General features: G+C 43.1%; 15 protein-coding genes and 2 pseudogenes. 5 read left to right on the top strand and 12 right to left on the bottom strand.

What is annotated here, in order from left to right:
- Nucleotides 1–9 precede the first annotated feature (9 nt).
- The 11 genes from C510_RS0113735 to C510_RS16610 form a co-directional block, all read right to left on the bottom strand.
- Entirely contained in the window at nucleotides 10–915 is a 906-nt protein-coding gene (locus C510_RS0113735) for a helix-turn-helix domain-containing protein (protein ID WP_081621849.1), read from the bottom strand.
- 30 nt (nucleotides 916–945) lie between these two features.
- Nucleotides 946–1,503: a flavodoxin gene (locus C510_RS16625; protein ID WP_051086651.1), complete on the bottom strand. Its 558-nt coding sequence runs from the start codon at nucleotides 1,501–1,503 to the stop codon at nucleotides 946–948.
- Between the two features lie 14 nt (nucleotides 1,504–1,517).
- Nucleotides 1,518–2,384, bottom strand: coding sequence for a formylglycine-generating enzyme family protein (locus C510_RS0113725; RefSeq protein ID WP_026320234.1), 867 nt, complete (start codon nucleotides 2,382–2,384; stop codon nucleotides 1,518–1,520).
- Between the two features lies 1 nt (nucleotide 2,385).
- Nucleotides 2,386–2,910 (bottom strand): cyclophilin-like fold protein, encoded by a 525-nt coding sequence (locus tag C510_RS0113720; protein ID WP_018711858.1) that lies wholly within the window; start codon nucleotides 2,908–2,910, stop codon nucleotides 2,386–2,388.
- A gap of 115 nt (nucleotides 2,911–3,025) precedes the next feature.
- On the bottom strand, nucleotides 3,026–3,676 hold the full coding sequence (locus C510_RS0113710; RefSeq protein ID WP_018711856.1) for a flavodoxin: 651 nt from the start codon (nucleotides 3,674–3,676) through the stop codon (nucleotides 3,026–3,028).
- A gap of 202 nt (nucleotides 3,677–3,878) precedes the next feature.
- Entirely contained in the window at nucleotides 3,879–5,060 is a 1,182-nt protein-coding gene (locus tag C510_RS0113705) for an iron-containing alcohol dehydrogenase (protein WP_018711855.1), read from the bottom strand.
- Nucleotides 5,061–5,082: 22 nt separating this feature from the next.
- Nucleotides 5,083–5,904 carry a carboxymuconolactone decarboxylase family protein gene (locus tag C510_RS0113700; protein ID WP_162160992.1) on the bottom strand — a complete coding sequence of 274 codons (822 nt, stop codon included), beginning with the start codon at nucleotides 5,902–5,904 and terminating at the stop codon, nucleotides 5,083–5,085.
- Between the two features lie 157 nt (nucleotides 5,905–6,061).
- Nucleotides 6,062–7,324, bottom strand: a complete 1,263-nt coding sequence (locus C510_RS16940) for an MBL fold metallo-hydrolase (protein ID WP_018711853.1) — start codon at nucleotides 7,322–7,324, stop codon at nucleotides 6,062–6,064.
- Nucleotides 7,325–7,530: 206 nt separating this feature from the next.
- A complete protein-coding gene (locus tag C510_RS16615) occupies nucleotides 7,531–8,328 on the bottom strand; it encodes a flavodoxin (protein ID WP_025892864.1) in 798 nt (265 codons plus the stop codon).
- A 32-nt stretch (nucleotides 8,329–8,360) separates the two neighbouring features.
- Complete coding sequence (locus tag C510_RS0113685; RefSeq protein WP_051086649.1) at nucleotides 8,361–9,653, bottom strand: aldo/keto reductase; 1,293 nt, start codon at nucleotides 9,651–9,653, stop codon at nucleotides 8,361–8,363.
- A 12-nt stretch (nucleotides 9,654–9,665) separates the two neighbouring features.
- Nucleotides 9,666–10,676: a DUF6282 family protein gene (locus C510_RS16610; protein ID WP_018711850.1), complete on the bottom strand. Its 1,011-nt coding sequence runs from the start codon at nucleotides 10,674–10,676 to the stop codon at nucleotides 9,666–9,668.
- A gap of 161 nt (nucleotides 10,677–10,837) precedes the next feature.
- On the opposite strand from C510_RS16610, the gene C510_RS0113675 reads away from it, so the two are divergent.
- The 3 genes and pseudogenes from C510_RS0113675 to C510_RS16605 all read left to right on the top strand — a co-directional run bounded on the left by C510_RS0113675 (nucleotide 10,838) and on the right by C510_RS16605 (nucleotide 12,898).
- On the top strand, nucleotides 10,838–11,737 hold the full coding sequence (locus C510_RS0113675) for a helix-turn-helix domain-containing protein (protein ID WP_018711849.1): 900 nt from the start codon (nucleotides 10,838–10,840) through the stop codon (nucleotides 11,735–11,737).
- Nucleotides 11,738–12,305: 568 nt separating this feature from the next.
- Nucleotides 12,306–12,599: a MerR family transcriptional regulator gene (locus C510_RS0113660; protein ID WP_025892861.1), complete on the top strand. Its 294-nt coding sequence runs from the start codon at nucleotides 12,306–12,308 to the stop codon at nucleotides 12,597–12,599.
- Nucleotides 12,596–12,898: pseudogene (locus C510_RS16605) on the top strand (helix-turn-helix domain-containing protein). Before C510_RS0113660 ends, C510_RS16605 begins: the two are co-directional and overlap by 4 nt.
- A gap of 45 nt (nucleotides 12,899–12,943) precedes the next feature.
- On the opposite strand, the pseudogene C510_RS17795 reads toward C510_RS16605, so the two are convergent.
- Nucleotides 12,944–13,160, bottom strand: a pseudogene (locus C510_RS17795) (MerR family transcriptional regulator).
- A 409-nt stretch (nucleotides 13,161–13,569) separates the two neighbouring features.
- Between C510_RS17795 and C510_RS0113645 the strand changes: the two are divergent.
- A complete protein-coding gene (locus C510_RS0113645; protein WP_025892858.1) occupies nucleotides 13,570–13,854 on the top strand; it encodes a helix-turn-helix domain-containing protein in 285 nt (94 codons plus the stop codon).
- Nucleotides 13,847–14,140: a helix-turn-helix domain-containing protein gene (locus tag C510_RS0113640; protein WP_018711844.1), complete on the top strand. Its 294-nt coding sequence runs from the start codon at nucleotides 13,847–13,849 to the stop codon at nucleotides 14,138–14,140. The genes C510_RS0113645 and C510_RS0113640 overlap by 8 nt, the downstream gene beginning before the upstream one ends.
- The last annotated feature ends 495 nt before the right edge of the window (nucleotides 14,141–14,635 follow it).

Here is a 14,635-nt window from a genome sequence, read left to right as displayed (position 1 = left end):
TCATGTCAATTAATTCAGGTGTTTGATGCCAGCCCCGGAAATGAAATCTGAGGGAGTTTTTCCCTTCAGTCTCTTGAACAGTGTACAGAACTCCCGGTCAGTGGGGAATCCGAGCCGGGCTGCCACCTCCTCGACGCTTTCCGTTCCCCTTTTCAGCAGATACTCGGCACAGGCAATCTGTTTGAATTTCACATAATCTTCAGTATCTTTCCCAGTCTCATGCTTCAGCATGTCGTTGAAATAATCCGGCGAACAACCGAACAATCTGGCGAAATCTTCCGATGACGGGAATCGTTCGTACTGTGCCTTTCCGGTCTGGAAAAAAATCTCCAATTCGCGGTCTGTCCGTTCCAGCATTTCCTGATTCTCATTATGTCGGAGAATAAATTGGCGCCGGTAGAAACGCGACGCATAGTCCAGCAACAGCCGGATTCTCCCGGCAAGAATCGTATAGCAGTATTCATCTACACCCCAATGCAGCTCTTCACCTATCTCATCCATCTCCCTCTCCAGCACGGCCATCTCACGTTGTGACAGATGAAGGCTTTCCCGTGTAGCATATCTGAAAAAAGAATATTCCCGGGAAGATTTTCCTGTTTTCAGCGGGTTATACACCGAGTCATGAAAGCAGAGCAGCCATCCTTCGGATTGTCCGGTCTCAGGCTTCCATATCTCCGGTGTAGCGGTTCTTCCCGGTTGCAGGAAGGTCAGTGTTCCGTCGCTGAAGTCGCATTTCTTGTGTCCGAAAAGAGGCTGACATGGAGTATTCCACGCTCTCAGCCATACGGTAAAGAACCCGAACTGGAGAACCTGCGAAATTTCGGTCGTATCGGACAGGCGAATCATGCTCACCAATGGATTGGGAGTTTTTGCCGAAAAAAGTCGGTTACACCCTGTAATAGTCTTGACTGTCATGCTTTTTATTTATAATAACTCCAATTCGTTTTATTCAACAAGTCCATGCCTGGCAAGCCATGTGTGTATTTCCTCAGAAAGAGAAGGTCCACCGCTATAGGTCACAGACAGAGCTTCGCGAACATCTGCATACGGACATGTCTTGCAGATATTTGAAACGGTTTCTCCCATCATCCCGTTTCCGTGGCTGCAAAACGGGATGATCCGCTTGCCATCGAAATCGTATGACTCGAGAAATGTATAAACAGGCATCGGCAGGATAGCATACCAGTTCGGATAACCAAGCAGTATCGTGTCATACGCCTCCATGTTCTCAATACGTGTGCGTAAAGCCGGACGAGCGTTAGCCAAAAGATCCTGTTCTGCCTGCTCCAGCAAAACACTATAACTGTCGGAATAGGGTTCTTCCATCTCAATCTCCACCAGGTCTGCTCCGATCTGGGACTGGATTTCTTCCGCTATGCCGCGTGTATTTCCGCCTTCGGAGAAATAGACTATCAATGTCCTACCGCCAGTCTGTGCGTATATGTTCTCCGATTGGAATGCCCACCCAAGCAAAACGGACATAATCAATATAAACTGTTTCATTTTCGTATGATTTATTATTCGACATTTCGGGCAAGACGGAAGCCGCGCTTGTAGTCCGTATAATCAGCCGGCACAGCCGAACGGTAGGCACTGCGGACATGTTTGGCATAATCATACCAGCCACCGCCACGCGCTACTCTATTACGGCCGGTTTCAGGACCTGAAGGATTGGGACCAGCAGCATTGGTATAAGCACCGTAATAATCCCAGCACCATTCGCTGACATTGCCGTGCATGTTATACAAGCCCCATGGATTCGGCTCAAACTCATCAACATCCACTGTCTGTCTTCGGTAAGTACCTCCGCCTTCACCCTCAATATATGGGTAACTGCTATACCAGTTGGACTGCTCTACGGTAATGTTGCGTCCCGTGCTGAATGGGGAATCAGTCCCGGCCCGGCAAGCATATTCCCATTCGGCTTCCGTAGGCAGGCGATATCCATTGGCCTCACGGTTCCATGTTACCTCTGTCCCGTCAATGGAATACGCCGGTTCAAGCCCTTCGGACAGGCTCAACGCATTGCAGAAACGTACGGCGTCGTACCATGAAACCATTTCTACCGGACGATTGTCCCCTTGAAAATAACTGGGATTTACTCCTGTGACAGAACGATAATCGGCCTGCGACACCTCATATTTGGCTATCAGATATGGTCCAACTGTAACCTGGTGTTGTACTTCATCATTTTCCCGCCACCGCTCATCTTCAGGACTACCCACTGTAAAGGAACCTCCGTTGATTTGTACAAAATCACCTTGCTCCACAGGCGGGTCGGAAGGCGTTACAGGCGGTTGTTCAGGTTCTTTATCTATGTGCGCTTCACTGCACGCTGAAAGCATCAGCAAACCTGCAGTCAGGATGTATGTTATCTTTTTCATGTTATTCTTCATTTTGATTCTTATTTAATGAAAGAGTTAGGATTATTTCTCCCGTTCCTCCCAATAAGCCGAGCATCTCCTCTCGGGTGGAGACACCGTCCACATGTCCCAGTCGGGTGAAATTCCAGGAGTTCGTATCATAATAGATAACCAGGGAGCTACCCTGATAAAGAATCAAATCACCGGGGCCGGTTGTCGTCTGCCTGTCGTTCCGGGGCAGGGAGAATCCCAGTGAACCGACTTTCTCCATATCTCCATAATCGTTCATTCGGATGCTGAGATCTCCTTGCGCAAGATGCTCTTTCAGTGCATCCGTTGATGAATTGTTTACTAAGGTCGCTGTAAACGAGCGGCCACCCACTGTCAGTTTGATAATGCTATTTTCCATATCAGTTTCTTGATTTTCATTATTCTCTTCTCCATTTGCTTGTTCGTGCTGTTCAGACAGGACCGGATGGTCATTTTCTCCACATGCTGTAATGGATACCATAGCAAAAACCAATGAAAAAATAAATGCTCGTCTCATACTTGTGTGTTTTATCGGTTATACAATCTATCTCTATCCATCAGAGCCAATATCTCTTCCGTGTTCAACGGATTGCCTGTGCCGGCGTATGCTTTGAATTCTTCCACAGTCATATCTATCTCTTTTCCAACCTGACAGAAATGTCGCCAGGTACATTCAATGCCTCAATGCCGTTTCCATCAATATGTCCGATCCTTACCAAATCATTGCTTGAAGACCAGTTCTTGCAGAAAATAGCTAAGTTTCCCCAAGGCACATAGATGGTAATATCCCCCGGTACAGGCGCACAGCCTCGTGTGACCCCTTCAAGTTCCAACTCAGGATCCGAACCATACCAGATAGGGTAACCGACAAACACGAGATCGTAACTGTCGAAATCCTCCATCGAAGTCTTGACTGCAGGAAAATTTCCCTGCTGAATGGCATTCAATTCATCTCTGGCGCGTTCAAGCATGGCATTGTAGTCTGTCTCAAATGCGGTTTCCGGTTCTACTTCGAGAATGTCGCAATCCAGTTGGTCACGAATTTCATTGGCTACACGTTCGGTATTACCACTGCGTGAAGTGAACAATACAAGATATCGCCCGTTACCTCCGGGTATCGGGTCTGTTGGCTCTTCCGGGTCATTGTCATCGGAATTTCCATTCCCGGGATTTTCGGGTTGTTCCGGTGTTTCAGGAACAATTAAGTCGTCATCCGTAGGGCTACACGCTGTCAAGGACAAGAATGTTAAAAACATCAACGGAATCAGGAAGATCTTTTTCATTATGTTTTCCTTTCTAATCATATCTATTTTTTATTAATTGTCTGATACAAAGATAATGAAGGACAGTATGCAGAATGGTATATAAATCCTCGGACAATATACCCCTGTTACGGATTCAATCATACCCGAAATAAATCAGCCCCCATTTTTAGTGGGGGCTGATGACGGTTGCTGTTTATCAAAGTTGAATATCCAATATCCTTTATCGCCATGACTCTTCATAGATACGGACAATATCGGCATCAGTCATCTGAACGCGGTCACTGGTAAACATCACACCCATGACTTCACGCGCATTGCGCATGAACTTTTCCGCTTCATCAAAGGCAATGCCGTAATCGGACATCTTTAAGTCAGCTACGCCGCACGCTTCCTGCAGGTGGGTAAGTGCCGTAATGAAATCTTCTGGCTTATCTGCGTCAGGCATACCCATAACCTGAGCCATGCGGATAAAACGCTCATCGCAGGCATGATTGCGCACAAAATAGGAGAAATAGGCACGACTAATCATAATCAGACCCGCTCCATGAGGCAGGTTGGGATGGTAAGCTGAAAGAGCATGTTCCATACCGTGTTCACTGGTGATTAGCGTAAGGCACATGACTACGCCCGAAAGTGTATTGCCGAAAGCGACATGTGTACGAGCTTCAAGATTGTTGCCGTCTTGGACGGCACGTGGCAGGTATTTGGCCAGATTTTCGATAGCGGTCAGCGCATACATATCGCTCATCAGGTTAGCGCCGTTGGCGATGTAACCCTCGATACTGTGGAACAAGGCGTCGAATCCCTGGAATGCCGTAAAACTGGCCGGGACACTGAGCATCAGTTCGGGATCGACTACCGCAATGCAGGGATAAAGACTCGGGGCACCGATAAAAGCCTTTTCATAGGTATCCTCCTTCGTTATAACTCCGGCACTGTCAGTTTCTGAACCTGTACCAGCCGTTGTCGTAATAGCGACAATTGGCAGCGGCGTATTGGGAATAGGAAGTCCCTTACCAGATCCCACGGCCACATAGTCCCACAAAACGCCGTCATTAGTCGCCATGACAGCGATGGCCTTGGCGCAATCCATGACGCTGCCGCCACCCAGCGCCACCAGGAAATCGCATCCGGCCGCACGCGCAGCCTCGGCCCCGGCATTCACATTGGCAACCGTCGGATTGGGCGAAACGCCGTCAAACACGACGTTCTCCACACCGGCCTTTTTTAGTTGCTCTTCGGTTCGAGCCAGATACCCGTTCGCGCGGGTGGATTTACCGTTGGAAATGATAATGAGTGCCTTTTTACCCGGCATGGGCTGTTCACCCAGTTTGTTCAGCATACCTGCGCCAAACATGACACGGGTAGGAACATACATGTCATAATTCAGATTCGTTTCCATGATTTGTCTCTTTTGAATATTATTATTTCAGTTTATTGTATTCTTCGTCTGTAACAGGCTCCAGCCATTCGTTCGAAGTCTCATCACCTGGAATCTCGAAGGCTAGGTGAGCAAACCAGCCGTCAGCCGCCGCACCGTGCCAGTGCTTTACGTTTGCAGGAATATGAATGACTGTTCCCGGAAGAATCTCAACGGCAGGTTTCCCCTCTTCCTGATACCAACCGCGGCCAGCTATCCCGATAAGCATCTGACCACCGCCACTCTTAGCCCGATGTATATGCCAGTTGTTGCGGCATCCGGGTTCAAAAGTCACATTAGATATGTTTACCTGCTCACGCGAAATGGGGGCCAGATAGCTGTTGCCGATAAAATACTGGGCGTAGGCCGTATTTGGTTCGCCAATGGGGAAAATCATCTCGCGTTGGAAAGCGGACTTGGCATCTGCCGCAGCCGCATCATCCGCCCACACATCCTTGGCCAGACGGAAAGCCGCCCATGCCTTGGGCCATCCTGCATAAAAGCCAATGTGAGTAAGAATCTCGGCAATTTCAATGCGTGTGATTCCATTGTTTTTTGCCGACTGGAGATGATAGGTCAGCGATGAATCGGTGATTCCCTGACTGATGAGCGAAGTGATGGTCACCAGACTTCGGTCGCGCAGTCCAAGCTTGTCCGTACGGTTCCACACTTCTCCGAAAAGTACATCGTCATTCAGTTCCGCAAATTTCGGGGCAAACTCCCCAAGCTGGTCGCGGCCAGCCGTCTGCTTGATTTTTTCCTGTGCCATAATTGTTGTTCCATTAATTGCCAGCGCAACAAGCGCTATGATTATCTTTACTTTCATATGAATTATAATTCATTGTTTTTAGTTCTTTTCTCTACTGCAAAATTATCTGAATATAGGACTGTAGCCGGTATATAATTTACCGATATTTCTACCCGAACATTGGATATAATAGCATTTATGCTTTATACTATTCTGGTATCATCTGCAATCACTTCTATTTTATCCATTTAATATGCCCTTTATCCGTTCTCTCAGTTACGGATAAATGAACCAGCTCGCTTTCAGAAGTTGATCCGTGCCAATGTTTTACGTTAGCCGGAGTCCTTATAACATCTCCTTTTTTAATTAGAATAATTTCCTGTCCTTCTTCCTGATAGTAACCTTCACCATCCAATATCAACAATACTTGTTCGGCATCCGGATGTATATGCCATGTATTCCTACTATTGGGGGCGAAAACCAGATGGTTTATATCAAACTTTGTCTGATGGGCTACATCTGAAATATAGACTTTCCCGGTATAATATTCTGACATAACTTGCTCTCCACATTTAAAGACCATATTACCCGTATCCTTTTCTGTATAAGACTCTTTATAACTCTTTTTCAGGATAAATGGTTCCCCGGGATTTAGAATATGAATACGTTCAGGATTGATAATTCTACCTTCAAGACTACGTGGATCAGCATTAAATGGTTTCATATCAGGCGAATCTACAGTTCCCCAATGGGAAAGAATCAAATTCGCATCAGGATAAGTATTAGCAATCTTTATGGCTCCTTCCAATCTTATATGCCAGGAATCATCAGAAAAATCAAAGAAAATGACGTCAGGAGACGGCAACTCAAGGAACTCTGGTAAAAACCGGGAATCACCCGGAGCCCATATTAACCCATCGGGGGTATTAATAAGGAAACCACAATAATCTTCCATCTTATATTCCCTTAACCTTCGAAATTCTTCCATCTCATTTTGCCATAGATGATAAGCCGGAGTCAGCTTTACACTTACAGGACCTATACGGAATTCATCACCGATACCATGTCCAAAAGATGGCAAACCTTGTTGTCGCATCAAAGTATCTACATAATGTGTACTATGATATTGAAAACAAGCACTTGATAGTCCTGTACATGAAGGTATGCTGTAATGGTCGTTATCACAATGAGTAATGAGTACCGCATCCAGATGTGGAACTTGCTCCGGAGTAATTGGTGCTTGAAATAAAACAGGCATATCAAACCCTTTCAACATGGGATCAATCATAATACAAGTTCCGCGACTATTAATAAAAAATCCCGCATTACCCAACCAGCGGATGACTGTTTCATTTTGAACATTGAATGCCTCTTCCCCAAATGGTTGTACAGCAGAGGGAGTAGCCTGACCTTTCTTATCATAACGAATTCTCGCCTGTGCCCATGCTATCTGAATCTGAACGGATAAAATAATAGCTAAAACAAGTTTACTCTTCATATATATCACTTCTTATAAATATTCATTGGAATCTTTTTTAACTGCAACAAAGTTAAATGTATGAGAAAAATTGAATGGTAGACAATTCTTTGACATATATACCTGAATTACAGATAACGGACAATTCATAAAATAAAACGAAGACCCTCATCAATATGATAAAGAGTCTTCGTTTCAATATCAATAAATAACCATGTGAATTATCATCAGTCATCAGCACGGAACTTGTATGTTTTAGAAGCATTGTTTGTAACCAACTGCACAATGTAAATTCCAGCAGGAATGTTATTAATAACTTTTTCGTCGGTTTGCATTACTTTACTACCATTTACGTTGAATATAGAAACATAATCTATGTTCCCTGAAACAAAGAGTTGACCGGAACGATATTGCAAGCTGGGACTATTGCCCATATTCATACTGACAATTCCAGTTGAGGTATTCTCATAATCAATTTCCTTAAGCCATTCTGAAAGCATAGAATGACAATTTTCAGTCTGTGAAGAACGTATCCACAGGCTTGGAGTCATGAAATTCCCGTCAGGAATAAGGCGTTTTGCATCAGCTTCTACACCGCTGATGCCGCTACTGGCGCTGGATACAATAAGACCAATACGTTTGCCTGCCATCTGAGAACCGTAAGTAAACAAAAATGTCTGCAAAGGTGCAGCCATATTGCTCCACCATAAAGGAGCACCTATAATTATGGTATCATATTCATCAAGATTGTTGATTGAGGTCTTAATTGCCGGATATGAATCCGGATTGGCAGGATCATTTCTAATGGCAGCAATCAACGCACTGCCAAGAGCATAATTGTTTGCAGCATAATCCAACCCTTCTTCTGCAGGTTCTATACGCAAAACATCAGCCTGTATTTGTGTCTGTAAGTCACTGACTATCCAATGAACATTGTTTGTGTAACTGTAATAAACAATCAGTGTTTTTGCCTGTAAAGTACAAACACAGGACATTATAACTAAAAATGATATTAGCTTTTTCATTGAAATGTAGTTTTAATGTGAATTATTTGTAATTATTTTCCCATAGTTTCTTTAACACGAGCCAGCAGGTTGGGAATATCCAACCCTTGCGGACATTTCTCCAGACAGACCCCACAGTTGACACAGGCCGAAGCCGGTGCTCCTCTTTGAATGGGAGACATGGCAATCGTATAGTCCGACATAGCTCGTTTCATATCCTTATGTACCAGATAATTATTGTACACATACGCGAAAATGTATCCGATGGCTACATTATGTGGACAAGGAATACACTGATAACATCCTGTACAGTCAATATGTCCCGGGGTCTCTCGAAATGCACGGATGGTCGCACCCAAAGCCTCCCGTTCATCGGGTGTCAACATGTTGGGCCGTGCTTTGGAAGCATATTTCAAGTTGGCCTCCACATCGGCCATGGAATTCATCCCGCTGACCGCTACACTCACTTCTGGAATATCCCACAGGTAGTCGAGAGCCCATTCCACATCCGGCTTTTCTACTCCGGTAGAACGAAGTGCATCACGCATTGACTGGGGAAGATTGGCCAAAAATCCGGTACGTACAGGCTTCATTACGGCAACACCCATACCGTTCGCTGCCGCGTACTTCGGACCTAATACGCCAGCTTCGTATTCATAATCGAGATAGTTATGTTGAATCAGGCAGAAATCCCAAGCTGATGATGCCTCGACCACCTTTTTAAAAAGCTGGAGGCGGTCATGGAACGAGAATCCCATGAAACGGATTTTTCCGTCAGCCTTTAGTTTCTCCATTTTCTCAATCAGTTTATAAGGAACCACCTTCTCGTTCCAGCCTCGATGCATGATCATGTGGATGTGGTAGAAGTCAATGACATCCGTTCCGATGGCACGGCGCGACTCATCAAAGAACTTCTCAAAATCCTCCGGCCGTTCCATGGCCCACCACGGAGATTTGGAGGTGACATAGACACGGTCACGCCATCCTCCCGCGAGTGCCTTTCCGACAGCCTGTTCACTCTGTCCGTTCAGGTAGACACGCCCAGTATCAATATAGTTTACACCACCTTCAATTGCCCGACGTACCATGGCCACACTTTGGTCAAAATCCACACTTCCGTTTGCTTGCATCGGCAATCGGAGCATACCAAACCCCAATGCGGAAACATCAACTCCGGTACGTCCCATTGGACGATACTGCATCCTTGGATTATAATTCAAAATTTTGCCTGACAATTCTTCTTGAACAACCCTCTTTTCTGCCTCATCAGCCAATACTCTTGGCCCTAACAGAGCACCGGCCGCTAATGTCAGACCTGTCCGCTTGAAAAAATCTCTTCTATCCATAATATATTCATTTTAATCATTCAAACCGATTAACATAGCGGGATTATCCCGTACCAACCTATTGATTTCCCTTGTTGTAAAACCGGCTTTATCCAAATCTTTAATACATTGTTTCATTCCTGCTATTGGGTGAGGCATAACTGACTGGCCTAAATCTGTAGAAATAAAACCTCTATCAGAAGATACACGAACAAGATCTGCGAATGTCCCGGTAGACTGACGTTCATATTGAGGCATTCCGCTATTTTCTCCCCATAGGCATGGCAGATAGCAATATTCGATGTATGCTCCCAAATCAACACACTGACGTATCTGATTGGAAGTCATCATCCAGAAATGGGAATTGGCATGTGTTACTACGAATCGTTTCACACCAATCTCTGACGCTTTTCGTGCCAGAATGATACTTTCCTGCGGCGAACAGTGACCGGTGGCAAAAATAATATCTGCCTCGGCACATATTTCCATGACCCGTATAACTTCAGGTAGGACTTGTCCTGAACGGTCCAGAACAGGAATGCCTTTTTCTTTTCTTCCTTCACATCGATAATGATACTCCGCATCCAGTGTTGGCATCCAAATGCAACGACACAGGCCTCCAGAAGTAGCAACAGCTTTTTCGGCAGCATACGCATTTACACGATCGCCGTGAACACGGTTCATGCATAAACTTCCAAACACTTCAATGTCCGAAATTCCCTGACGTATCAGATAAGCTCGGTCATGGCAACTGAAATCGTTGGATTTATACATAATTGCCCGGTATCCGGCTTTTTGGGCTTCTTGGGCGAAATGCCATTCGTCAACCGACCGCATTCGACTGTCCGGAGCAGCATGAATATGAATATCACATATTCCTTTCAGTATACTGTCGGATTCATTTAGTTCGTAATCCGTCTTGCGTTCCTGCATTATATAATTACCGGCCTTTAAGGGGAGAATTCCAGATAACATTAATGACCCTCCAGCCAGTATCGAATCCTTCAAAAAGGCCCTACGAGACATATCCTTTTCTGTATCCATAAAACTGCATTTTAATGACTTATGCAAAAGTAGCCTGATTCACATAGGAGGGTTGTATACAATTTCCCGATATTTATACCCTAATCATGGATACTGTAATAGAGAAAGTATATATTCAAAATAGAAACATTATATTTGCAACAACGATAATACCTTGCGATATGGAAGAATTAATTAAACTGGATAGCGTCGATAAGTATAACAAGTTGTTCGGGTTGGAAACATTGCATCCTATGGTTGCAGTCGTCGATTTGTCAAAAGCAACCGTATGGCCGGAACATTTTAAAATCAATTATGGAGTATATGCCCTGTTCCTGAAAGATACAAAATGCGGAGATATTACCTATGGCCGTCAGCCTTACGATTATAAGGAAGGAACCATTGTCTGTTTCGCTCCGGGACAGGTTGCTGCGACAGAAATGTTAAAAGGTATCAGACCAACGGCTCATGGTGTGTTATTTCATCCTGATTTTATTTGCGGAACAATGTTGGGACAAGAAATCAAGAAATATTCTTTCTTCTCATACGAGACACGTGAAGCCCTCCATTTGTCTGAAACAGAACGCGAGACTATTATGGATTGTTTCCATAAGATTGAAGCCGAACTGGAGCATAATATCGACAAACACAGCCGTAGATTGATAACGGCCAATATCGGATTATTGCTCGATTATTGTATGCGCTTCTATGAACGTCAATTTACTACTCGTGAGGCATCCAATAAGGATGTGGTTGTTCGGTTTGAACGTCTGCTTGATGAATATTTTGATGGTAAGGCTCCTCAAGAGAATGGTCTGCCAAGCGTAAAATACTTTGCAGACAAGGTCTTTCTTTCACCCAATTATTTTGGAGATATGATCAGCAAGCAGACGGGAAAGACTGTCACAGAATATATTCAGGACAAGCTAATAGGTCGAGCAAAGGAGTTGCTGCTCTCTACATCTAAACCTATGAGCGAGATAGCTTACAGTCTCGGATTCCAATATCCACAACACATGAGCCGTATGTTCAAACGTATAGTAGGAATCACTCCGAATGAATTCAGGATTCAAGGGGCATGATTTATATCCACATGTAATGGAAATATTTATGATATTTTAGATTCAAATTATACTCCAAATTCCAATAATAATCAGTTATCCCTTCCATCAAAGATAAATCCCAATCCTGATTTGCCAGCCGCATTTATTCCTTTTTTCTGGAGAATTTTCTTTATGGCTGACGCCATGAAAATTCACCTGAAAAAGAATGCGGCGGCAAACGGATTGGCATTAAAGGAAAGATTACAGGGATTAACTGCGACCGACGTGACGCATAGCCGTAAATCAAAGGCGCTATCCTTATATTCCATATATGACCTCACGGATACCGTGAAAATCCACCTTCCTCAATAATAAGACATAGCCTGCTTATCAAATCCCGAAACAAGACAGGGATTTCAGCTCCCTCCGATCTGCATAGTCCCGGTGGCTTCGCCATATGGTACATTTCAAGTATTATTTCATTTTCTTGAGCTTGCATCCTATTCTGTTTGTGATATTTAATGATATTTGATGACATCTGAAGACAATGGTTTGCATCAGTCCCTTTCTGCCGTATATCTTTGCTTCGAACTCAAAAAAGTACGATATGGAAATCATCAGTATTGAAGACCGAACTTTTGACAGGATGTTGAAAAGGCTGGAAACCGCAGCACGGATGGCAGAAGATGTCCACAGAAGATTCCGCGAAAAGAAAATGGGAGAATGGCTGGATAATCAGGAAGCCTGCATACTGCTTAACATCACACCACGCACTCTACAGAGTTTACGTGAAAACGGTATGCTGGCTTACAGCCAGATTTGCCATAAAATCTATTACATACCGGAAGACATACAGAAAACATTATCACTGTTATTAAAAAGGAAGGAGGAACAGCCATGAACGAACTGCTGACAGAGGAAAACGCACACGTAGTGTCTTTCTTTCAAAGGCTTGACGATATAGAGGAAAATGTCAGGTCATTATCGTTGAATCGCAAGCCGGTATTGAACGGGGAGTGTTATCTGACGATCAGGAACTGTCGGAAAGGTTGAAAGTAAGCCGCAGAACCTTGCAGACATACCGGAATGAAGGCAGGATTCCTTATGTACAGTTGGGAGGAAAGGTCCTTCCTATACAGGGAAAGTGACGTTGAGCGAATGTTGCAGGAAGGGTATAGGAAAGCCTGGCGACTGCCATAGAAATGTATGATGAATCGGGATGAATACGGTCACTTGCTCCATCAACTATTTCTTGTTATTTGTATTCTTGCCTCGCTGGAGCAGGAAACTCTGTATCTCCGAGGCTAAATAGAATGGTTTTTCATTTTCTTCCATCGAATAATATTTAATCCTGCCTTCCTGCCGGTAACGTGCCAAAGTCCTTTGTGACCCCAAGGAGTTCTGCAAGGCCCACATTATCAAGCAGTTTATCCCCATTCATACATTCTTTCAGACGGTTCATCTAGTCCAGTTTCTTTTCAATGCGGGCAAATCCCTCTACCATTGTTCCTATCAGTTTTTCGAGTATCTCATTATCTATATATGACATAATTCCAATGTTATTAAGTGAATAAATCGATACTCCCGTTGTGCACACTCTAAGAGTATATACTTATAATAGTGAAAAGAGTATGCCTAAATCCAAGATAAAGTCCAACAATTCTATTAATAGCTGATAATCAATAATATAGAATTTACCTGTTTCATATTAGTGTAAACCAAAAGTGTAAACCATATAATACGGATCTGGTAACCGGTTAACACTGCCGACATCTATGACATCTGATGATACCTGACGACATCTGATGACAACATTTTGTATCATATACATATTCAAAATACATTTGTACAAACTCAAAATTCTTTTGGATATGGAAATCATTGGAATTGAAAAGACAACATATGAAAATAGCCTTATGGAAATAGAGAGATTTTTAGATAGAATAAATAATTTTGCAAATGATTATTCTTCTAGAAAATTGAATGAATGGATTGATAACCAGGAAGTTTGTCTTTGGCTGAAAATTTCTCCCAGAACCTTACAACACCTAAGAAATACTAGACAAATTCCTTTCGCTCAAATGGGAAGAAAAATCTATTATAAAAAACAGGATATACTAACATACCTCGAAAAGAATAATCAAAATTATGAATAACGTAATTACTGAAAAAGATGAACGAATAACTGCATTATACCGCAAGTTACAAAATGCCACTCAGAATATCGAATTAATAATAAATGACAAACTCTCAATATTAAATGGTCATAGATATTTAACTGATGCAGAATTAGCAAAGTGTCTCAAAATTTCCCGCAGAACTTTACAAGAATATCGAAACAATGGAATCATTCCATATTATCACATCGGCGGAAAAATATTATACAGAGAATATGACATTGAAGTATTTCTTGAAAACAACAGACAGAAGGCATTTCAGTAAAGTATTCTTGAAATACTTGTTGACGCTCAAAAGAGAATTAATACCTCAGCAGCAATAAAGCTGATAAAAGAAGGTAGTGTTTAATTCAGTGGATTTGAACTTCAAAACAACTTGATAAAAAAGAATACAAATATCTACTTGAAAAGGACTGATTCTTCATACAATATGAATAAGACATAATCTTCAGAAAACAGAACTACATGTAATCCAATGCTTTATGTCTGAATTTGGTACCGGAAGAACTCAGCAACCATAAATCATCCAACAAACTTTAAGATTAACAGATTCAATTTTGTACATCCAAAGGATTATGTTAACTTTGTATTCCATAAAATGATGAGATGCAATTTATTGCATAACCGTGAAATAGGTAACGGACTTATCCGTGTGACTTGAAAAGTATTCTTCTGATTTTCAGATCATAAAGAGTTTGATTGGACTCCCTGAGGGTGTACAACGCTGTAAGGCAAAATGCAGAAAAGTTCTGAGAATCAA

The organism is Phocaeicola barnesiae DSM 18169 = JCM 13652 (assembly GCF_000374585.1).
GTDB lineage: Bacteria > Bacteroidota > Bacteroidia > Bacteroidales > Bacteroidaceae > Phocaeicola > Phocaeicola barnesiae.
This window is presented reverse-complemented; position numbering and strand designations above follow the sequence as displayed.